Origin of the sequence: Pseudomonas sp. SWRI92 (assembly GCF_014268685.1) — a bacterium.
Classification (GTDB): Bacteria; Pseudomonadota; Gammaproteobacteria; order Pseudomonadales; family Pseudomonadaceae; genus Aquipseudomonas; species Aquipseudomonas marvdashtae.
The window spans coordinates 19743-39512 of the sequence record NZ_JABWQY010000021.1; the positions used below are offsets into that span (position 1 = coordinate 19743).

Genomic DNA, 19770 nt, shown 5'->3' on the forward strand with positions numbered 1-19770 from the left:
TGTTGGGGTACACTCAAGCCCATTGCGTTAACTGCTTTCCTACGAACCAATTGTTTAGATCCTGCGAGGTTTGCCATGGCTGACTACAAAGCGCCCCTGCGCGATATGCGCTTCGTCCTCAATGAAGTGTTCGAGGTCTCGAAACTCTGGGCTCAACTGCCGGCGTTGGCCGAAACCGTAGACGCTGAAACTGTCGAAGCGATCCTTGAAGAAGCCGGCAAGGTCACCAGCAAGAGCGTCGCGCCTCTCAGCCGCGCGGCTGACGAAGAGGGTTGCCATTGGACCGACGGTGCCGTCACCACGCCAGCAGGTTTCCCACAGGCTTATAAGACTTACGCTGAAGGCGGTTGGGTCGGTGTCGGTGGTGATCCGGCGTACGGCGGCATGGGAATGCCCAAGGCTGTGTCGGCCCAGGTCGAGGAAATGGTCAACTCCGCCAGCCTCTCCTTCGGCCTGTATCCGATGCTGACAGCCGGGGCCTGCCTGTCGATCAACGCCCATGCCAGCGACGAATTGAAGGCGGCTTACCTGCCGAACATGTACGCCGGTATCTGGGCAGGCTCCATGTGCCTGACCGAACCGCATGCCGGCACGGACCTGGGCATCATTCGCACCAAGGCTGAGCCTCAGGCCGATGGTTCGTACAAAGTCAGCGGCACGAAGATTTTCATCACCGGCGGCGAACACGACCTGACCGAAAACATCATTCACTTGGTGCTGGCGAAACTCCCCGACGCACCGGCGGGCCCAAAAGGCATTTCGCTGTTCCTGGTGCCCAAGTTCATGGTCAATGCCGATGGCAGCCTGGGCGCGCGTAATGCGGGCAACTGTGGTTCGATCGAACATAAGATGGGCATCCAGGCGTCGGCCACCTGCGTGATGAACTTCGATGACGCGGTGGGTTATCTGGTCGGGGAACCGAACAAAGGCCTCGCGGCCATGTTCACCATGATGAACTACGAACGCCTGGGCGTCGGCATACAAGGCCTGGCCACCGGCGAACGCTCGTATCAGAACGCCATCGAATACGCCCGTGATCGCCTGCAAAGCCGTTCGCCTGCCGGCGCGCAGAACAAGGACAAGGTTGCCGATCCGATCATCGTCCACCCGGACGTGCGCCGCATGTTGCTCACCATGAAAGCCTCGAACGAAGGCGGTCGCGCATTCTCCACCTACGTGGCGATGCAACTGGACACCGCCAAGTTCAGCGAAGACCCGGCCACCCGCAAACGCGCCGAAGACCTGGTCGCCCTGCTGACGCCAGTGGCAAAGGCCTTCCTGACCGACCTCGGGCTGGAAACCACGGTCCATGGCCAGCAGATTTTCGGCGGTCACGGCTACATTCGCGAATGGGGCCAGGAACAACTGGTGCGCGATGTTCGCATCACCCAGATCTACGAAGGCACCAACGGTATCCAGGCGCTGGATCTGGTCGGGCGCAAGATCGTCGGCACCGGCGGGGCGTTCTACAGATTGTTCGCCGATGAAATCCGTCACTTCACCGCTACTGCGAGCAGCGACCTGGCGGAGTTTACCCAGCCATTGAACGATGCCGTCGGCACGCTGGACGAATTGACCGAGTGGTTGCTGGACCGGGCGAAAAACAACCCTAATGAGATTGGCGCGGCTTCGGTGGAATACCTGCAAGCCTTCGGTTACACCGCCTATGCCTACATGTGGGCCTTGATGGCAAGAGCAGCCATGGGCAAGGAAGGCCAGGATGACTTCTACGCGAGCAAACTGGGCACGGCGCGATTCTACTTCGCCCGCTTGCTCCCGCGTATTCACTCCCTGAGCGCCTCGGTGAAGGCCGGCAGCGAGTCGTTGTTCCTGCTGGAGCCCAGTCAGTTCTGAAATGTGACGTCATGTAAGCAAATGCTTACATGACGTGCTGGCGATTTCCCTCTATCGGCTGATTGGATCCAGAGCTAATCTAGCTTCCATGGACGTAGCGCAGGACGCGCAAGTAACAACACGGACACGTAGGATTCTGCCAGGAAGGCGGAGTGAAATGGATGTCAGGGAAACAGTCTGCAAAACCCCGCTTCGGCGGGGTTTTCTTTTATTCGCGTTTTTTGTCTTGTCCAAAGGCCCATTCGGGCCGTCTCTGTGTCGACTCTCACTGAACCCTGACGAGCGGTCAGGTGTCCATGGGCTATGGCAATGTGGCCATCGTCTATCAGGAGCTCTCCATGGATTTCGTTCGGATCATCATCGCCATTCTGCTGCCACCGCTGGGTGTCTTCCTGCAAGTCGGGTTTGGCGGGGCATTCTGGCTGAATATTCTGCTGACCTTGTTGGGGTATATCCCCGGCATCGTGCATGCGGTGTACATCATCGCCAAGCGCTGAGTTCTCTGCTGAACTGATATCTACTGTGGCGAGGAGCTTGCTCCCGCAAAAAACTCAGGGCCGCTTCGCGCCCAGCAGGAGCAAGCTCTCTCGCCACAAGTGATCGCCGGTCTAGATCCGGATGTCCATCACCTTGCGATAAAACAACCACTCCTGCTCCAGCGCATGCGCCTGGTTCGCGGCCTTGCGAAAGCCGTGACGCTCATCGGCGTAATAGTGCGCCTCGACCGCGACACCGTTGTCCTCCAATGCCTTGACCATGTCCCGGGTCTGCCGTGGCACGACCACGGCGTCCAATTCGCCTTGGAAAAAGATCACCGGGGCGCGAATGCTATCAACGTGCAGCAGCGGAGTCCGGGCCCGGTAGCGTTCGACGTCCTGTTGCGGGTCGCCGATCAACCAGTCCAGATAGTCTCCCTCGAATTTATGGGTGGCCTGGGCCAGGGCGATGGGGTCACTGACGCCATAGAGACTGGCGCCGGCACGGAATACATCACGGAACGCAAGGGCGCACAGCGTCGTATACCCACCGGCGCTGCCACCGCGAATGAACGCGCAACGGCCATCGATCAGGCCTTGCTCGTTCAAGTACGCAACGACCGCGCAGGCATCCTCGACGTCCGCCACGCCCCAGTTCAGATGCAATGCTTGCCGATAGGCGCGACCGTAGCCGCTGCTGCCGCGGTAATTGAGGTCGGCGACGGCAAAGCCGCGCTGGGTCCAGTACTGGATGCGCGGATCGAACATCGGGTAGCACGCTGAAGTCGGTCCGCCGTGGATAAACACCACCAGGGGCGGTTTCTCCTCGGCGTTCATGGCCGGATAAAAGAATCCGTGGGCTTCACTTGAGGCAGAAGGGTAGCGCAGGGTCTGAGGGCGACTGATCTGCTCGGTGGGCAATGGCGCGATGCCGCCCGCCAATACCACCGCTTCACGGCTTTGCCGTTCGATGGCGATGATTGCCGATGGGCCGACCGGTGAGGCGGCAACGGCATAAACGAATTGCTCATCGAGCGCCAGGCTGCGGAAGCGGCTGTAACTGCCGGTGAGATCTTCGAGCACGCTGCCGCTGCGCAGGCCCAGCCGCCCGAAGCCAGCTTCGGTCCAGCTTGCCAGGTAAGTGGTTTCATCTACCGGCAACCAGGTATAACCGCCTAACTGCCAAGGTGCGGGGCCGTGATCGGCGTCGACGGCGGGCAGCGGCTCGAGAACGCCGGCACGTTCAACCCAGGGCTGCCAGTACCCGCCGCGGTCGGTCAGGCAATAGAGGCGACTGGAGGCATCGAAGCGCGGTTGTTGAATCGACTCTTCGTCCTTGTCGCCAGCCACACAACGCGGCTCTTTCCAACCTGTGGCGTTGCGCTCGGCAAGCATCAGCCGCGTGACCGTCCAGGGCTGGTGTGGGCGACTCCACTCGATCCAGGCGAGTCGCTGGCCATCGGGGCTCTGCGTCGGCGAGGCATAGAAATCAGCACCGGCTGCCAGCACGCGCCGCTGGTGGTCCACCAGCCCGATCGAGACCAACCGATGCTGATTGGCCTGTTCTTCCACCGCCAGCACCTGCCCGGCGGCGAAGCGCAAATCCCCATATCGACAATCGCCCTGGGTCAGAGCCAACGGAGGCCCTCCCGCCAGCGCCTGGTGGTACACCTGTTGGTCCGCCTCGTTGACAAACAGCACGCCGTCATCGCTCAGGCAGAATGATCCACCGCCGTATTCGTAGACCCGACTGCGTGCGCTGAAGCCGTCCGGGGTCAGGCAGCGGGCCTTGGCGTCTTGCCACTGCCAGATCCGGCAAGCGCCGTCTTCGGGACGGTATTCATTCCAGAACAGGCCCTGCGGCCCCCGTTGCAGTTCGGCGAAGTCGACGCCCGCCGCGACGGCTTGGGCGGCGCTGAAGGGCTCAGCCTTTAACGATGAGGCGCGAATTTCGTTCATTGCGAAAGGCCAGTTGCTCGATGGTTTGAGTGGCGTGCTCGGCGTCTTCGCGAGCCTGGAGAATCATGCCGTGGTGCGCGGATTTGCTGCACACCGGATCAGCATTGCTGGCGTCGCCGGTGAGCATGAACGCCTGGCAGCGACAGCCACCGAAGTCCTTCTCCTTTTCATCGCAGGAGCGGCACGGTTCGGGCATCCAGTCATAACCGCGGAAACGGTTGAAGCCGAACGAGTCGTACCAGATGTGCTGCATGCTGTGGTCGCGCACATTGGGAAACTGCACCGGCATCTGCCGGGCGCCGTGGCATGGCAATGCCGTGCCGTCCGGCGTGACGGTCAGGAAAATACTGCCCCAGCCGTTCATGCAGGCCTTGGGACGTTCTTCGTAATAGTCCGGGGTTACGAAGATCAACTTGCACGGATTGCCCTCGGCTTCCAGCTTGGCGCGGTATTCGTTGGTGATGCGTTCGGCCCGCACCAATTGTTCACGAGTAGGCAGCAGGCCAACGCGGTTGAGGTGCGCCCACCCATAGAACTGGCAGGTGGCGAGTTCGACGAAGTCGGCTTCCAGGGCAATGCACAGCTCGATGATGCGGTCGATCTTGTCGATGTTGTGCCGATGGGTGACGAAATTCAGCACCATCGGGTAGCCGTGGGCTTTCACCGCCCGAGCCATTTCCAGTTTCTGCGCGAAGGCTTTCTTCGAGCCGGCCAGGAGGTTGTTCACCTGCTCGTCGCTGGCCTGGAAGCTGATTTGGATATGGTCCAGGCCAGCCTTCTTGAAGTCGCTGATTTTCTGTTCGGTCAAACCGATGCCGGAGGTGATCAGGTTAGTGTAGAAACCCAGTCTGCGCGCCTCGCCGATCAGCTCGGCCAAGTCCTGGCGCACCAGCGGCTCGCCCCCGGAAAAGCCTAACTGCGCGGCGCCCATTTCCCGGGCTTCGCGAAACACCTTGAACCACTGCTCGGTGCTGAGCTCCTTGCCTTGCTCGGCAAAGTCCAGCGGGTTGGAGCAGTACGGGCATTGCAACGGGCAACGATAGGTCAGCTCGGCCAGCAACCATAGCGGGAGGCCGACGTCGGGCTTGGGCGGCAGGCCGGTGATGTCAGGCAAGTTCGATCCAGTGCTCTGCACGGGCGACCTCCATGAATTGCTCGATGTCGTCACCGAGTTCCGGCACGTCGGGAAACTGCTTCGCCAACTCGCCGATGATCGCCGCGACATCCCGTTCACCGTCGATCAAGCCGCCAATCAGCGCCGCGCTGTCATTGAGCTTGATCATGCCTTCAGGATAGAGCAACACGTGGCCTTGCTGGGCCGGTTCGTACTGGAAACGGTAGCCCAGGCGCCATTTCGGGATTTTGCTGCGGTCGAAGCTCATAACGTGATCCCTTTGTGCCAGACGCGCTGCCCGGTCACGCTGTGATAGGGCGGGCGATCCAATTCGTAGGCCATGCTCATCGCGTCAAGCATGCTCCAGAGGATGTCCAGTTTGAACTGGAGAATCTCCAACATGCGCTCCTGACCCGCACGAGTAGTGTAGTGCTGCAAGGTGATGGCCAAGCCATGCTCGACGTCGCGTCGGGCCTGGCCCAGGCGGGTGCGGAAATACTCGTAGCCGGTCGGGTCGATCCAGGGGTAATGCTGCGGCCAGCTGTCCAGGCGCGACTGATGGATCTGTGGGGCGAATAGCTCGGTCAAGGAACTGCTGGCGGCTTCCTGCCAAGAGGCGCGGCGGGCGAAGTTGACGTAGGCGTCCACCGCAAAGCGCACGCCCGGCAACACCAATTCCTGGGAGCGCAGTTGATCGGGGTCCAGGCCCACCGCTTGGCCCAGCCGCAGCCAGGCTTCGATACCACCGTCTTCGCCGGGCGCGCCGTCATGGTCGAGCAGGCGCTGGATCCACTCGCGGCGGATTTCCCGATCCGGGCAGTTGGCCAGGATCGCGGCGTCCTTGAGCGGAATGTTTACCTGATAGTAAAAGCGGTTCGCGACCCAGCCCTGGATCTGTTCGCGAGTGGCGCGGCCTTCATACATCGCCACGTGATAGGGGTGATGGATGTGGTAATAAGCGCCCTTGGCACGCAGGGCTGCTTCAAACTCTGCAGTGGTCAATGGTGTGTCAGTCATTCCGGGCGCTCCTACAGTTCGATGCTCATACCGTCGTAAGCGACTTCGACATCGCGTCGCACCAACTCGGCCCGCTCGGGGGAGTCTTCATCGAGGATCGGGTTGGTGTTGTTGATGTGGATCAGCACCTTGCGCTGCTTCGGCAGATGCTCCAGCACTTCGAGCATGCCGCCCGGGCCATTTTGTGCCAGGTGACCCATTTCCCGGCCAGTGCGGGTACCGACACCACGGCGCTGCATTTCATCGTCGTCCCACATCGTGCCGTCCACCAACAGGCAGTCGCTGCTGGCCATGATATCCAACAACCCCTCGTCGACCTTGCCCAAGCCCGGGGCATAGAACAGCTTGCCGCCTGTGCGCAGGTCTTCGACGATCAGTCCGATGTTGTCGCCCGGATGCGGGTCGAAGCGGTGCGGAGAATAGGGCGGTGCGGCGCTGCGCAGCGGCAGCGGGGTGAAACGCAGGTTCGGGCAGGCCGGGACGGTGAAGCCCTGGTCCAGTTCGATGCGGTTCCAGCTCAGCCCGCCATTCCAGTGAGTCAGCATATTGAACAACGGAAAGCCGGTGCTCAGGTCTTCATGGACCATGTCGGTGCACCAGACCTGATGCGGGCAGCCCTCGCGCAGGCTGAGCAGGCCGGTGGTGTGGTCAATCTGGCTGTCCATCAGGATGATCGCGCCAATGCCAGTGTCGCGCAGGGCCCGGCCAGGTTGCATCGGGGCGAAGCCCTGGAGCTGGGCGCGGATGTCCGGGGAGGCGTTGCACAGCACCCAACTCACACCGTCATCGGAAATCGCGATGGACGACTGGGTGCGCGCCTGGGCCCGCAGGCTGCCGTTGCGAAAGCCTGCGCAATTGGCGCAGTTGCAGTTCCACTGGGGGAAACCGCCGCCGGCGGCGGAACCTAGAATCTGGACGAACATGGCCGCTCCATCTGCAAACCGAAATAAAAACGCCCCGGATGACCGAGGCGTTGTGTTGCGTACTGATCGCCTGCTGTCATTAACGGCTGGCGAAGTACATGGTGACTTCGAAGCCGATACGCAGATCGATATATGCGGGTTTGGACCAGGACATGGGAATACTCCTTTGGTTGGGGTGCTTGGGTTAGTTAGGACTATTGGGACCTATACATATAGTCCATCTCCGACAGAAGATGTTCAGATGCCTAAACACCTATGTTACTAAATCTGACAAATTCGTTCGCCGCGATTCTTTGAGAAAGCTCGTTGCACTGGCTGCAATGATCACTGCGCCGTTTGCCATGGGGTTCCCGGAGACGGCTCGTTGCTGAGGCAGTAACGCCCTCCCTGTGCGTTGATCAAGCGGCGGGCCGCGTTTATCAATGGCTCGCGCTCCGTCTGCACGATGGCATCGGCCAGCAGCTGCAAATAGTCCGAAGAACGTCCGGTCAGTTTGCCTTGCCAGAGCAATTCCGCCGCTTGTGCACAGGGCAGCACGGCGCTATCAAGTTGGCGGGCCAGCGCTTGCTGCTGGCTGGCCAGGCTTGAATCATCGATCTGTTCGATCAGCGCCGGCAACTCGCCCAGGAACTGCTCCATGTGAGCAATCAACTGCGCTGCCGAGGCGCTGGGGGATTGGGCACCGAACAACAGGCCTGTCTGGCCGTTGATCTGCTTCAAGCCACTGAACACGGCATAGCCCAATTGCAACTCAACTCGCAGGCGCTGGTAAAACGGCGTCTGGCAGAGCTGGGCAAGCAACCGCCACGCGGCCTCGTCAGACAAGTCTTGGGTCGGTGTGGGACAAAACAGCAAAACGGCGTGTTCGTCGCCCTGGGTCTCAAGCCTGTTCCAGACGCAGCCGTGGGATTGCGCCAAGGCTGGCGGGTCGTCCTCACTGGCGATGCCTGGAACCCGGGCCAGCGCAGGGCCCATGGCGGTCTGGGTAGCGGCCGAGAGTCCGATGGCCAGGCCGTCCCAATGGGCGCTTGTCCAGATACCTTGTTCGCTGTCGGGCCGTGGCAACGCCGGGTCTTGAGCGTGTGGCTGACAATGATTCGGCAACGCCTTCAACAGGTGTCGAATCGGTATCAAGGGCGTGTCGCTGTCGGGCTGGGCGGGGGGCAGCGGTTGTCCAAGCTTCGTCAGGAGGTGTTCGAGCACTAGCGGCATCGGCGCCTGCAAGCCAACCATTTTCAGCAGCCATTGATTGCCGCAAGGTTCAAAGACAAGGTCCACGCCGGCCTGCCGGGCGTCTTCGCGCAAGTCCGCCAGATGCTGATCGAGCCTGGACTGGAGATCGAGCGGCGCCTGAGTCGCCAATCGCCAGCGCAAATACACCGCACTTTCGCGGATGTCATCCGCCAGCGCCTGGCTGAACTGCATGGGCGAGCGTTCCCGCCGGCCTCGGCTGCGGTCCTGTGCAAACGTCCGCAAGCCACGGTGGGCGCTGGTCTGGCCGCGTATCAAGCCGGCGCGGGGCGGCTCGCTGGCTGTTTGCAGGAAAGGGTTGGGCGGTGGCAATTGCCATGGCCCGGCGACGTTATCCACCGGGTGCAATTGCGTGAGGATTGCCCGGAGCCGCATCAAGTCGTCTTCCGATAGAGTCCCGTCGCGTCCTTCGCTGTCCCCGCGAGCCAGTTGCAGGGCTGTTGCCGTCTCTTGACGACGTTGCAGCCGTGCGTTGAATTCCTTGCGCAACGGCGCCCAATCGTCGTGGGCGGCAAAGAACCCCAGCCAGTCGCGTAACAAAGGCTGGATCTCGGTAGGTACCTGGCCGTTGCCGAGCTTGAGTTCGATGTGCAGCAGCGCCTGGCCGGCAAATTCGTACAGCGGCGTGGCCTTGAGGCTGTCGGTCAGGCTGCGCTGGCGCAACAGCGCCAACAAGCTGCCCGGTTTATGGGTGTTCAGCCAGTTGCACAAGAAATCCAGGGCTTGCGGCGAGGCGGCCGGTAGTTGTTCGAAGGCGAACAGCATGTCCCGCCCGCCCGCACGAGCACGTTGATAACTGGACTCGGAGGTCTCCATGAGTGGCGGCGGCAACTGCCTGTCCACCTTTTTACCCGCAGGCACGCTTTCAGCAAACGTGGCGGCCAGCGTACCCAAGGCCTCGATACTTTGCGGGCCGACCAGGCTCAAGGTCATTTGCCCGCCCTGATAGAAGCGCTGATAGAAACCGTGCAGTGCCGTTTGAAATTCAGGCTTTGACACCGCCAGGCTGTCGCGATTGCCGGCATGAAAACCTCGCAGCGGGTGAGCGGCCGACAATCCGTCCTGCAGGGCAACTTGTCGCTGGGCTGCTGTGTCTTGGGACCAGGCAATGAATTCGGCGTGCAGTACTTCTCGCTCGCGCAACTGACTGTCTTGGTCCAGGCGCGGATGACGGAGCATGTCCGACAGTCGCTCCAGTCCGCCGGCGATAGCGGCGGCCGGTAATTCAAGAAAAAAATCGGTGGTGCGTTCGCTGGTACGGGCGTTGATTTGTCCGCCGTGGCCCTGAACGTAGGCCATCAGGTTCTGCCCTGTGGGAAAGCGCTCTGTCCCCAGGAAGAAAAGATGCTCGAGAAAGTGCGCCAGTCCCGGCCAGGCCTCAGGCGCATCGTGGCTGCCGGCCGCCACGCGCAACACCGCTGCGCAGCGTTTGAGGCCGCAGACATGACGCAAAGTCACCTGTAGACCGTTGGCCAGGGTTTCAGTGTGAGGATGAAGGGAATCGGCGGCCAGCATGAGCACTTCCAGGAAAAAGATCTGCTCATGCTAGCGGATTCGTTCGGGTCAGTGTTTATGCAAGTCGCCGTAAAGCGTTGGTTGACGGTCGTGCAGATAGCTGTAGGCGGCACGGGAGTCTTCCATCAGTTGGCGATCCAGCTCACCCACGATCAGGGCCTCGTCCAGCCCCGCCAGGGCAGGGCGGCTGCCGTCCGGTGCGGCGATGCTGCTTTGGCCGCAATAGCGCAATTCGCCTTCATGGCCGCAGTAATTGGCGTAGGCCACGAAGCATTGATTCTCGATAGCCCGCGCACGCACGGTGACGTCGGCGATGAAGTCGTAGGGCTGCATGTTGGCGGTCGGCACCAGGATCAACTCGGCGCCGGCCAAGGCCAGGCGCCGGGCATTTTCCGGGAATTCCAGGTCATAGCAGATCAGGAAACCGAGCTTCCAGCCGTTGAGCTCCACGATTGGCAGCGCCGCGTCGCCAGCGCTGAACATCGTATGATCCAGGTCGCCGAACAGGTGGCTCTTGCGATAGTTGGCCAGGCGTTCGCCGTGGGCATCGATCAGTTGGACGGCGTTGTAAATCTGCCCGTCTGCGCTGCGTTCTGGGTAGCCATAAAGAATCGCCAGGCCGGCCGCCTTGGCGATTCGACCAATCTGCTGCGCCCATTCGCCGTTGTAGACCTCCGCCAGAACATTCACCGCATCGACGCCAATGTTGTAGCCGGTCAGGAACATTTCCGGCAGCACCAATACATCGGCGCCCCTGGCTTCCAGCGCGACCTGGTGCAGGCGCTGCAGGTTGCCGGCCGGGTCCATCGGCAGTGGTGGACATTGGTAAAGGGCTACGCGCATCGAAAACTCCTTTTATTCGGGCAGGGCGATGGGGCCGATTTCGTCGAACACATCACCCGGGCCCGGGTTCTCGGGGTGAGTTTCACCGCCAAAATGTTTCATGATTCCCCACACGGCATTGAGCGAGGTCTGCACCGCGCCTTCGACCCAGGCGGGTGTCCATGAGACGTCGTCGCCGGCGATAAAGATCCCTTTTTGTTCGGCCGGCATGTCGTCTTGCATGAAATGCGCGTACATGCGCTGGTTGTAACGGTAGTGGCCGGGCAGGGCGCCCTTGAATGCGCCAAGGAAATACGGATCGGCTTCCCAGGACACGGTAATGGGATCGCCAATGATCCGCGCCGCGATGTCCACCTTCGGATAGATTTTCTTGAGGGCATCGAGGGCCAGCTTCACGCGTTTCTCCACGGGATACGGGAGCATCTTCATTGCATCGCTCATCCAGGAGTAGGACAGGCAAATGACCCCTGGCTTGTCGTCGCCGTTATCGAACAGGTAGGTGCCACGGGTCAGGCGGTCGGTGAGGGTCATGCTCATCAGGTCACGGCCGGTTTCCGGATTCTTGTCCTTCCAGAATGGTCGGTCGACCATCACGAAGGTCTTTGACGCCTGCATGTAGCGGGTGCGGTCCAGGGCCATCCACATTTTTTGCGAGAACAGCGCTTCCTCGCACTCGATCTGGGTGGTCAACAGCCAAGTCTGGCAGGTCACCAGCACGGCGGCATATTCACGCGTGTCGCCCCAGACGTCAGTCACGCTGAACCGACCGTTGTCGGCGCGTGCGATACGTTTCACGCCGCTACGAGGCGCGCCCAGGTGCAACGAGTTCAGGCTGGTGCCTTGCGGCCAATGCGCGCAGCGCTCCGGCACGTGTTTCCAGATCCCGTGCGGTACTTGCTCCACCCCGCCAACCACCAGATGCTGATGGTCGTCGCAGTTGGTCATCACCACGCGGAAGATTTCGAGCATCGAGTTGGGGAAGTCCGAGTCCCAGCCGCCGGTGCCGAAACCGACCTGGCCGAACACTTCGCGATGTTGGAATGAAAGCTTGGCGAACGCCTTGGAGGTGGCGACGAAGTCGTAGAACGTGCGGTCATCCCAAAGCGGCACAAGGGTGTTCCACAGTTCCTTGAGACGCGGCACGTCGCGGTCGCGGATCGCTTGCTGGATCTCGCCGAAGCGCGAGCCGGCCTCCAGTGCATCGGCCCAGGCGTCGGCGACTTCCTGGAACAGCGCGGGTAGGTCAGCCATGCTCTCGGCGTAATAGGTCTGGCCTTCCAAATCGATTACGGTGCTGCCCGAGGCCGAGGTCAGCGGGTTGGGGAAGGGCTTTGTCTCCAGGCCCAGCTTGTCGACGTAGTGGTAAAACGCCGTGGACGACACAGGGAAACGCATGCCACCCAGCTCGGCAACGATGCCGTCGGCGCCGTTGAAGGCTTGGGAACGCAGGCGCCCGCCCAGCTTCGAGGCCTCATAGACCACAGGCTTGAGGCCCATCTTCATCAACTCATAAGCCGCCACCAGGCCAGCGATGCCGGCCCCGACAACCGCCACTTCGGCCCCGTGGTTGTGCTCGGGAATAACGCCGAGGCCGGCCGGGTGTTCGATCCAATCGTCAAAGGCGAACGGAAAATCCGGTCCAAAAATGGTGATGGGCTTCTTGCCGTCTGCGGGGTGGCGATTGTTCTTGTTCATGGCTGACCTTGATGGGCGACTCGACGCGGCGTGAGCGTCTGAGTATAGGAAAGATGCCAGCCATTCTAGAGAGGGTGAAACACGTTAATAAGACGCAATGTGTCGTCGTTTTTGACGGGTTTACGTCAATATGACGCCGCGGTGATCGTTTACGACGAATATCCTGGTGGCAGGCTTCAGACCGGCTGGCCCCGATCAATCTTGCTGCTGAGAATGATCGATGTGGTGGTCTTATCAACCCCGTCCACGCCGCCGATCTGGTCGAGCAACTGATCCAGTTGCTCCGGCGAGTCCGTGCGCAGCCAGGCCACGTAATCGAATTCGCCGCTGACCGCACACAACTGCTGGACTTGAGCCATGGCGCTCAGGCGTCGCAGCACTTCCTTGCCGGAGCGCGGTTGAACCTTGATTCCAACGTAAGCCTGCAAGCCGCCATCGATCACTCGTTGCCCCAGGCGCACGCCATACCCGGTGATCACCTTGGTTTTTTCCAGCCGCGCCAGCCGTGACGTCACCGTCGTTCGGGCAATGCCCAATTGTCGGGCGAGCATGGCGACGCTTTCGCGAGCATTGATTTGCAGCGCCGCGATCAACTGGCGATCGATTTCGTCGAGGACGGGGGGGCGGGTGTCAGTCACGGTCGGCTCCGGCGCAAGCATCAAAGTCGGGCATGTTACAGGCTCTGGCGCTCGAAATAGCCAATGGCAGGTAAAGCCAGCGCTTGCCAGGCGGCTGCCCGCTGCGTTTGCGAAGCGTTGAGCCAGAAACCGTCCTGGCAGACCAGCGGCTCAATGGGCGCTTGCAGCAAAACGTCCAGTGAGAAAGCCTGCACCGAGCCAGGGTCTTCAGCGTCTTGCGCTTCCCATTCCCGCTCGAAACAGCGTATTCGCAGCTGACTTTCATCGAAGCCCTCGAACAAGGGGCGATTGCCCAGCCATTGCGGATGAACCCGCAACGTGCGGTCCTGAACATCAAGCAGCAGCAGTTGCCAACCCCGGTAGCTTCCACACTGTTCTGTCACGTCGGTTGCCATGCGGGTCAGGGCCAGATAACGGCCATCCTCCGACCAGATCATCGAAGGCGCCAGGTCAACCAGCGCGCAACCTGACGCCGTCAGCAAATGCCCTCCAAGACGGGGCGTACCGGCACGCACCCAACTGTCGGCGTATTCCGTCTCGCTGCCAAACAGCCAGGCGGCATCTTGATGATTTGGAGCGGGCTGAATGAAGTCGCCGTCGGCGGTGGCCGCTTGCGGGCGATCGACCAGTCGCCACGGGGCGACGACACTCAATTGGGAATCTTTCGGCTGCAACTGCATCGTGTCGTAATAAAGCCGGGTTCGCTCGTCAGGGCGAAAGAAAGACGAGTCGTTGCCGACCGCCGGCGCGGCGACGCTGAAGCGTTGCAATGGGGTGGTTTCCACATCGTTATCAAGACGGCCTGCGATCACGGCCAGACTCAACCTACCATCACGAAAATCGAGTATTCGCTCCACCCACATCGCTGGTCCCTGCAGTAGACGTTGACCCTGCACGTCCGCGACCACGCCATGGGTGGCGATCTTCGACGAGTCTTCAAAAGGCAGCAGCGCCAAATAGCGCCCGCAATCAGAGACCCGGTGATCCAGGAACCAGCTCCCCGGCAAGGTCCATTCTCCGATCTGGCAGCGATAACCTCCCAGCCCTTCGCGATTGTCGCAAAGCCAGGTCAGGCGAGCCCTTACTCCGTCCCGCAAAGTTTGCGTCTCGATGGACGAGTCGCCTCGCCGCCCCTGGCTGTCCAACGGCATCACAATGGCCATGCGGGTCAGTTTGAATTCGCCGACCTGCACCCGACCTTGGGCGTCATGACCGGTCTGGGTCTCGGTATCGCTGTGGATACTGTCCAGGCGGTAGCCATACCGGCCGGAACCCGGGCGCGGATAGTCGAGGTACGCGCCGATACGCACATGGCTTGCATCGAGGCTCAACACGTCATGCCAGTAGAAAGAAGGTTCGGCGGCGGCGCTTACCCAAGGTGAGGGCAGGGCGCGCCAGCCGCTGTCCAGTTGCCATAGCCAGTACTGGTCGCCATCCGCATCGTTGGCCTGCTCGCGGGCCAGGCACGCCAAGGTTCGGTGATCGGTGCCCCATACCAACGGCGCATCGGCGGCCATCGCCAGCCCGGACGATTGCCCATTGACGCTGACGGCATAGCGCGGCGAATACAACGGCTCCAGCGGTTGATCCAGGTCGCGAAAAGTCGAGGGCAATAACAGGCGGCCCTCCAGGCATTGACGTCCATCGGCAGACGGTCGCGCGAAGCTGTGCGCAACATTGTCTGGATGCCAGCCAGGCTCCAGCCAAAGGTCCGCGACGGCAATCAGGTCGGTGACTTCGGCGGTTTGTAGCAGCTCATCCAGCCGGGCCTGACGGACGCTGTTGTCCACCAGTGGGCTATGGCGGCCACTCAACTGGTCGAGGTCCATGGCGTCCAGTTCCCAGAACTCGCTGTCGGCACAGCGGTATACCTTGCGTTGCTGGCGGTCGAGGACCACCAGCCCCCATTCCTGCCGGGACGGCACGGGCGCTGCAAAGTAACGACCGTCATTGGAAAACACCGCCGAAGCCCCGAGCCCTTGCAAGAGCACGCCATCGGGAAACAGATAGTCGCAACAGACAGGGCCGCCCATGGCGATTTCGCCGTGGTTGAACACCCGGATCGGCTCGCCCTCGGGCGTCAGCTGCGGCTCGTTTCCACCCCAGGCACTCGGGCCATTCTTGGGCGTCGACGCCGGCGCCAATCCGAGGCGCCCCTCCCAGCTACTGACGCACGCGAGCCCGACAACGATGCCGACAATCGCCACTAAAATCCCCCACCACTCAGGCAACGCCCGGCCCAGGCTGAAACCCAGGCCAAACACTGCCCCGACTGTCAGCCGGGCAACGCCTCTTCCCATCGCTGAAAAACCCAGTCGCGCGGCGAGTCCCATCATCAATCCGAGGAACACCACCGCCAGTAAAGCCAGCGGGGGCGGCAGGATTGTGACGAAAAAGGCTGGGACAACCAGAATGCTGATTTGCCAGAACAGCTCGAGGAACAGTCGGGAAAGGCTGGGGCTGGCGATGATGGGCGTCTCGATGGGGTGGGAATTTTCGATTGTAAGTGAGGGGAAGCAAAAAAGACGATGGCGTGGCCTGGATTTTCCACGCCTTGGAACGACAAAAGCCGCGCAATGCGCGGCTTTCAAAATGGTGGGCCCACACGGACTCGAACCGTGGACCAAAGGATTATGAGTCCTCTGCTCTAACCAACTGAGCTATAGGCCCTCAGTAGGCCGCGGATTATAGCGACGGTTTCTCGGCTGTGCTATCCGAAAAATCCGATACGGTCACATGCAGAAACGTGGCGGCGAATTCTTCGGCACACAGGGGCAGGCTGACGATGTAGCCCTGGATCTGCTCGCAGCCTTCCTCTGCGAGGAATTGCTGTTGGGCCAAGGTTTCGACGCCTTCGGCGATGATGGTGAATTGCATGCTCCGGCCCAGGGCGATAATTGCCCGCACGATGGCCGCATCGTGCGGGTCATCGGGCAGGCCGCGGACGAATGACTGGTCGATCTTGAGGATGTCCAGCGGCAGGCGCTTGAGGTAGCTGAGGGAGGAATACCCCGTGCCGAAGTCGTCGATGGCCAGTTGTACGCCAAGTTTTTTCAGTTGGTGCAGCACCGCCAGGGCTTCTTCGGCCTGGCTCATGATGAAGTTTTCGGTAATCTCCAGTTGCAATAAGCCAGGCTCAAGATGGTTTTCTCGCAATAGCTGCTCGATGCGACCCAGCAGATTGGGTTGGCGCAGTTGGACTCCCGCCAAATTCACGGACAGCGGGCCGAGGCTATCGTGGCTGCTGTTCCACTCATGGAGTTGCCGGCAGGCGGTTTCGAGCACCCAGTCGCCGATCTGCAGGATCATGCCGTTTTCTTCGGCCAGGGGAATGAAATGCTCAGGCGGTACGTCGCCAAATGTTGGATGCGTCCAGCGAATAAGCGCTTCGGCCCCCACCAGCCGGTTATCGATGAGGCTGATTTTCGGCTGGAAAGACAATGACAATTCGTTGCGTTCTATCGCCCGTCGCAGTTCGTGTTCCAACGCCACGCGCTCACTGGCTTGGGCGGTGAGGTCGCGGGTGTAGCTTTCCACCCGGTTGCGGCCCTTGGCTTTGGATCGGTACATCGCCGCGTCGGCATTCTTGACCAGCGTGGCGACGTCGCAGCCGTCCTGCGGATACAGGCTGGTGCCAATGCTGGCGCTGATGAAGAACTCATGCTCGCCGGCCTGGAACGGCGCGCCAAAACAGCTGAGGAGTTTCTGGGCGATATGCTCGGCATCGCTGGGCTGTTGCAGGCCGGGCAGAAGGATGATGAATTCATCGCCACCCAGGCGCGCCACGGTGTCGATATCCCGTAGCTGCTCGCGCAGGCGCACGGCAATGCCCTTGAGCAGCAGGTCGCCGACCGGGTGTCCGAGGCTGTCGTTGATGTGCTTGAAACGATCCAAGTCGAGGAACAATACCGCGCCCTGGCCGCCGTTCTCCTGCTGGTTATTCAGAGCCGTCAGCAAACGGCTTTCGAACAGGGTGCGATTCGGCAGGCCGGTAAGCGGGTCGTGATGCGCTTGGTAATCGAGCCGCGCCTGGGCGTGTTTGAGGCTGGAGATGTCGGCAAAAACCGCGACGAAGTGGGTGATTTGCTGTTCATGGTTGCGCACGGCGCTGATGGTCAGCCAACTGGGATATAGCTCGCCGTTCTTGCGTCGGTTGGAGATTTCTCCCTGCCAGTGGCCCTCCGCCGTCAGCTGGTGCCACATCGCGGCGTAAAACGCGCTGTCATGCAGGCCGGACGCCAGCAAACGAGGCGTATGGCCCAGGGCTTCGGTTTCGCTATAGCCGGTGATTTCGGTAAAGGCTCGGTTCACCGCGCTGATGTGCTGTTGCGTATCGGTGATCAGTACGCCCTCGGCGGTGCTCTCGAACACCGTGGCGGCCTGTTGCAGTTTTTCCTGCATGAAGTGGCGTTCGGTGATATCCCGGGCGATGGTCAGCATGCAGTCTTCGTTGCCGATGGGCAGGGGGCGGCTGGACACTTCGCAGAGCCGGATCTGCCCGTCGTTGCGACGGATATGGCAACTGAAATCCCTTACGAAGCCGTCTCGCTGCAGCAGGTCGAGCATCTGTTTGCGTTCGTTGAGATTGACCCAGATGCCCAGGTCGAGAGTGGAACGGTCGACCGACAATGCGCTGTTGAAGCCGGTAATGCGACTGAAGCCTTCGTTGACTTCAATCAGCAGCCCGTCGCTCTGGCGGGACAGCAACAGGCCATCGGGCGAAGCATGGAAAGCCTTGGCGAACTTCTCTTCCGAGGTTTGCAGCTGCTGCTGGGTTTCCTTGAGCTGGCTGATGTCTCGCACGACCACGACCAGGGCGGGCGTCGTGTCGAGATCGAAGGGTTCGGCGGAAATCAGTCCGGTAAAGACTTGGCCATTATTGCGCCGGAAGGGCATTTCAAGATTGCGAATGCTCCCGGCCTGCAGGCGTAGCAACAGATCAGGGCCAACGCCCTGTATGCCCCAGATGTCCAGGTCGGTGGCGTTTTTGCCCACGACTTGTGCCGCACTCAGGCCGATCTGTTCTTCAAAGGCTTTGTTGACTTCCAGCAGGCAGCCGTCATGCAATCGTGCAATCACCAGGATGTCCGGGCATTGGCGAAACACCGAGGCGAACTTTTGCTCGGAAAGGCGCAGCGCTTCTTCGGTGTGCTTGGCTTCACTGATGTCGATCATCAATCCGCGCATCAACGGCTCGTGGCCATGCTCGATCAGGCTGACGATGTCCCGTACCCACAAGCAGCGACCGTCCGCCGTGATCACCCGGTAATCGATGCAATGGTCGCGACCGGCGAGCACTTCGTGATCGCAATAAGTCTGGGCGCGGATAAGATCGGCCGGGTGAATGATGTTGCGCCAGAAGCCCGGAATGAGCCAATGGGCGAGGGGATAGCCAAGCAGTTCTTCGGCATGGGGCGACACATAGCTGTAGGTAAAGTCGCTGACCCTGGCTTCCCAGGCAATAGCCGAAAGGCTCTCGACCAATCCGCGATAATGGTATTCGCTGCTGCGCAGCTCTTGTTCGAGATCGACGCGTCGGGCTATTTCCGAGCTAAGGCGGCGATTGATGCGAATCACCACGGCCAGAATACCGACCAGGAGCAGTAGTCCTGGTAGGCCGTAGACCAGCAGGTCCGACCAGAACCGCCGATAATCGCGGACGTTGCCGATCCATTTTTCCTGGATCTCAGCGATTTCGACCGGCGTCATATCCGCCATGACCTTGTCCAGGATGCCCGCCAGTATCTTGTTTTCCTGCGGGACGGCCATCGCCAGCTGATAACGATAAGGCGTTTCCCCGCTAACGTAGAGCCCGTCGAGCTTGAGCTGGCGCAGGCTCCAGACACTGGATGCCAAGTCGCCCACCACGGCATCCACTTCGTCGGTCGCCAACGCCTGCAAGGCCGAGCTGACGTTGGGCAGCGCGACGAGGTTCAGGTCGGGATGATGGTTACGCAACAGTTCGTGGGGCGCATAGTTTTCCACCACGGCGATTTTCAACCCGTAAAGATCTTCCAGTCTGCGCGGTTGGGCGCCGCCGTGATGGGCAAGGATGACAATCGGAAAATCAAGGTAAGGGCGCGTGAAGGCCAGGTAGTTCTGGCGTTCGGGGGTGGACATGATGCCCGGCAGAAGGTCGATCTTGCCCTGGGCGACCTGTTCCAGCACCACGGTCCAACTGACAGGTTCGATGGGCGTGAGGGTAACTGCCAGCCGCTCGCGAATGATGTCGACGTAATCGGCAGCCAAGCCTTGGTAGCGGCCCTGGTCATCACGAAACTCGAACGGCGGCCACGAAGCATCAACGCCCAGGCGTAGGTCGGGGTGGTCCCTGAGCCAGCGGTGCTCTTCATCGGTGAGCGTCAACGCGCCGGCCGTTGCGGTCCAGGTCATCAGTGACAGCAAAAGCACGGCCGTCAGTCTGGGCATCTACGGTCTCGTCATGGCTTGGGGAGGATGTTTCGAGTGTAGACGGGCAATAGGGA

The 19770-nt window shown here is 60.9% G+C and carries 14 protein-coding genes and 1 tRNA gene; 2 read left to right on the top strand and 13 right to left on the bottom strand.

Features of this window, described 5'->3' with window-relative positions; all coding sequences use genetic code 11:
• Positions 1 to 75 precede the first annotated feature (75 nt).
• Together HU762_RS23985 and HU762_RS23990 are read left to right on the top strand one after the other, a co-directional pair.
• Positions 76 to 1854, top strand: coding sequence for an acyl-CoA dehydrogenase C-terminal domain-containing protein (locus HU762_RS23985; RefSeq protein WP_186641136.1), 1779 nt, complete (start codon positions 76 to 78; stop codon positions 1852 to 1854).
• Between the two features lie 338 nt (positions 1855 to 2192).
• The gene (locus tag HU762_RS23990) at positions 2193 to 2351 is read left to right on the top strand and encodes a YqaE/Pmp3 family membrane protein (RefSeq protein WP_186614268.1); all 159 of its coding nucleotides are present in this window, start codon (positions 2193 to 2195) and stop codon (positions 2349 to 2351) included.
• Between the two features lie 111 nt (positions 2352 to 2462).
• On the opposite strand, the gene HU762_RS23995 is transcribed toward HU762_RS23990, so the two are convergent.
• The 13 genes from HU762_RS23995 to HU762_RS24055 form a co-directional block, all read right to left on the bottom strand.
• Complete coding sequence (locus tag HU762_RS23995) at positions 2463 to 4289, bottom strand: S9 family peptidase (protein WP_186641138.1); 1827 nt, start codon at positions 4287 to 4289, stop codon at positions 2463 to 2465.
• Entirely contained in the window at positions 4255 to 5394 is a 1140-nt protein-coding gene (gene pqqE, locus HU762_RS24000; protein ID WP_186641215.1) for a pyrroloquinoline quinone biosynthesis protein PqqE, read from the bottom strand. The genes HU762_RS23995 and pqqE overlap by 35 nt, the downstream gene beginning before the upstream one ends.
• A 1-nt stretch (position 5395) precedes the next feature.
• The gene (pqqD, locus tag HU762_RS24005) at positions 5396 to 5671 is read right to left on the bottom strand and encodes a pyrroloquinoline quinone biosynthesis peptide chaperone PqqD (RefSeq protein ID WP_186641140.1); all 276 of its coding nucleotides are present in this window, start codon (positions 5669 to 5671) and stop codon (positions 5396 to 5398) included.
• A complete protein-coding gene (gene pqqC, locus HU762_RS24010; protein ID WP_186641142.1) occupies positions 5668 to 6420 on the bottom strand; it encodes a pyrroloquinoline-quinone synthase PqqC in 753 nt (250 codons plus the stop codon). The genes pqqD and pqqC overlap by 4 nt, the downstream gene beginning before the upstream one ends.
• An 11-nt stretch (positions 6421 to 6431) precedes the next feature.
• Positions 6432 to 7343, bottom strand: a complete 912-nt coding sequence (gene pqqB / locus HU762_RS24015; RefSeq protein WP_186641144.1) for a pyrroloquinoline quinone biosynthesis protein PqqB — start codon at positions 7341 to 7343, stop codon at positions 6432 to 6434.
• A 79-nt stretch (positions 7344 to 7422) separates the two neighbouring features.
• Positions 7423 to 7497, bottom strand: a complete 75-nt coding sequence (pqqA, locus tag HU762_RS24020) for a pyrroloquinoline quinone precursor peptide PqqA (protein WP_003177660.1) — start codon at positions 7495 to 7497, stop codon at positions 7423 to 7425.
• A gap of 170 nt (positions 7498 to 7667) precedes the next feature.
• Complete coding sequence (pqqF, locus tag HU762_RS24025) at positions 7668 to 10109, bottom strand: pyrroloquinoline quinone biosynthesis protein PqqF (protein ID WP_186641145.1); 2442 nt, start codon at positions 10107 to 10109, stop codon at positions 7668 to 7670.
• A gap of 48 nt (positions 10110 to 10157) precedes the next feature.
• Positions 10158 to 10952: a carbon-nitrogen hydrolase family protein gene (locus HU762_RS24030; RefSeq protein ID WP_186614280.1), complete on the bottom strand. Its 795-nt coding sequence runs from the start codon at positions 10950 to 10952 to the stop codon at positions 10158 to 10160.
• Between the two features lie 12 nt (positions 10953 to 10964).
• Positions 10965 to 12647 carry an NAD(P)/FAD-dependent oxidoreductase gene (locus HU762_RS24035; RefSeq protein WP_186641147.1) on the bottom strand — a complete coding sequence of 561 codons (1683 nt, stop codon included), beginning with the start codon at positions 12645 to 12647 and terminating at the stop codon, positions 10965 to 10967.
• A 176-nt stretch (positions 12648 to 12823) separates the two neighbouring features.
• Positions 12824 to 13285, bottom strand: coding sequence for an Lrp/AsnC family transcriptional regulator (locus tag HU762_RS24040; RefSeq protein WP_186614284.1), 462 nt, complete (start codon positions 13283 to 13285; stop codon positions 12824 to 12826).
• Positions 13286 to 13320: 35 nt separating this feature from the next.
• Entirely contained in the window at positions 13321 to 15621 is a 2301-nt protein-coding gene (locus HU762_RS24045; protein ID WP_238340434.1) for a hypothetical protein, read from the bottom strand.
• 257 nt (positions 15622 to 15878) lie between these two features.
• Positions 15879 to 15955: transfer RNA gene (locus HU762_RS24050), tRNA-Ile, on the bottom strand.
• Positions 15956 to 15970: 15 nt separating this feature from the next.
• Positions 15971 to 19714 carry an EAL domain-containing protein gene (locus tag HU762_RS24055; RefSeq protein WP_186641149.1) on the bottom strand — a complete coding sequence of 1248 codons (3744 nt, stop codon included), beginning with the start codon at positions 19712 to 19714 and terminating at the stop codon, positions 15971 to 15973.
• Positions 19715 to 19770 lie beyond the last annotated feature (56 nt).

Excerpts from the sequence above, each read along its gene's own strand:
- HU762_RS23985 (WP_186641136.1), top strand. The coding sequence starts at position 76 with ATGGCTGACTACAAAGCGCCCCTGCGCGATATGCGCTTCGTCCTCAAT.
- HU762_RS23990 (WP_186614268.1), top strand. The coding sequence starts at position 2,193 with ATGGATTTCGTTCGGATCATCATCGCCATTCTGCTGCCACCGCTGGGT.
- HU762_RS23995 (WP_186641138.1), bottom strand. The coding sequence starts at position 4,289 with ATGAACGAAATTCGCGCCTCATCGTTAAAGGCTGAGCCCTTCAGCGCC.
- pqqD (WP_186641140.1), bottom strand. The coding sequence starts at position 5,671 with ATGAGCTTCGACCGCAGCAAAATCCCGAAATGGCGCCTGGGCTACCGT.
- pqqC (WP_186641142.1), bottom strand. The coding sequence starts at position 6,420 with ATGACTGACACACCATTGACCACTGCAGAGTTTGAAGCAGCCCTGCGT.
- pqqB (WP_186641144.1), bottom strand. The coding sequence starts at position 7,343 with ATGTTCGTCCAGATTCTAGGTTCCGCCGCCGGCGGCGGTTTCCCCCAG.
- pqqF (WP_186641145.1), bottom strand. The coding sequence starts at position 10,109 with ATGCTGGCCGCCGATTCCCTTCATCCTCACACTGAAACCCTGGCCAAC.
- HU762_RS24030 (WP_186614280.1), bottom strand. The coding sequence starts at position 10,952 with ATGCGCGTAGCCCTTTACCAATGTCCACCACTGCCGATGGACCCGGCC.
- HU762_RS24035 (WP_186641147.1), bottom strand. The coding sequence starts at position 12,647 with ATGAACAAGAACAATCGCCACCCCGCAGACGGCAAGAAGCCCATCACC.
- HU762_RS24045 (WP_238340434.1), bottom strand. The coding sequence starts at position 15,621 with ATGATGGGACTCGCCGCGCGACTGGGTTTTTCAGCGATGGGAAGAGGC.
- HU762_RS24055 (WP_186641149.1), bottom strand. The coding sequence starts at position 19,714 with ATGCCCAGACTGACGGCCGTGCTTTTGCTGTCACTGATGACCTGGACC.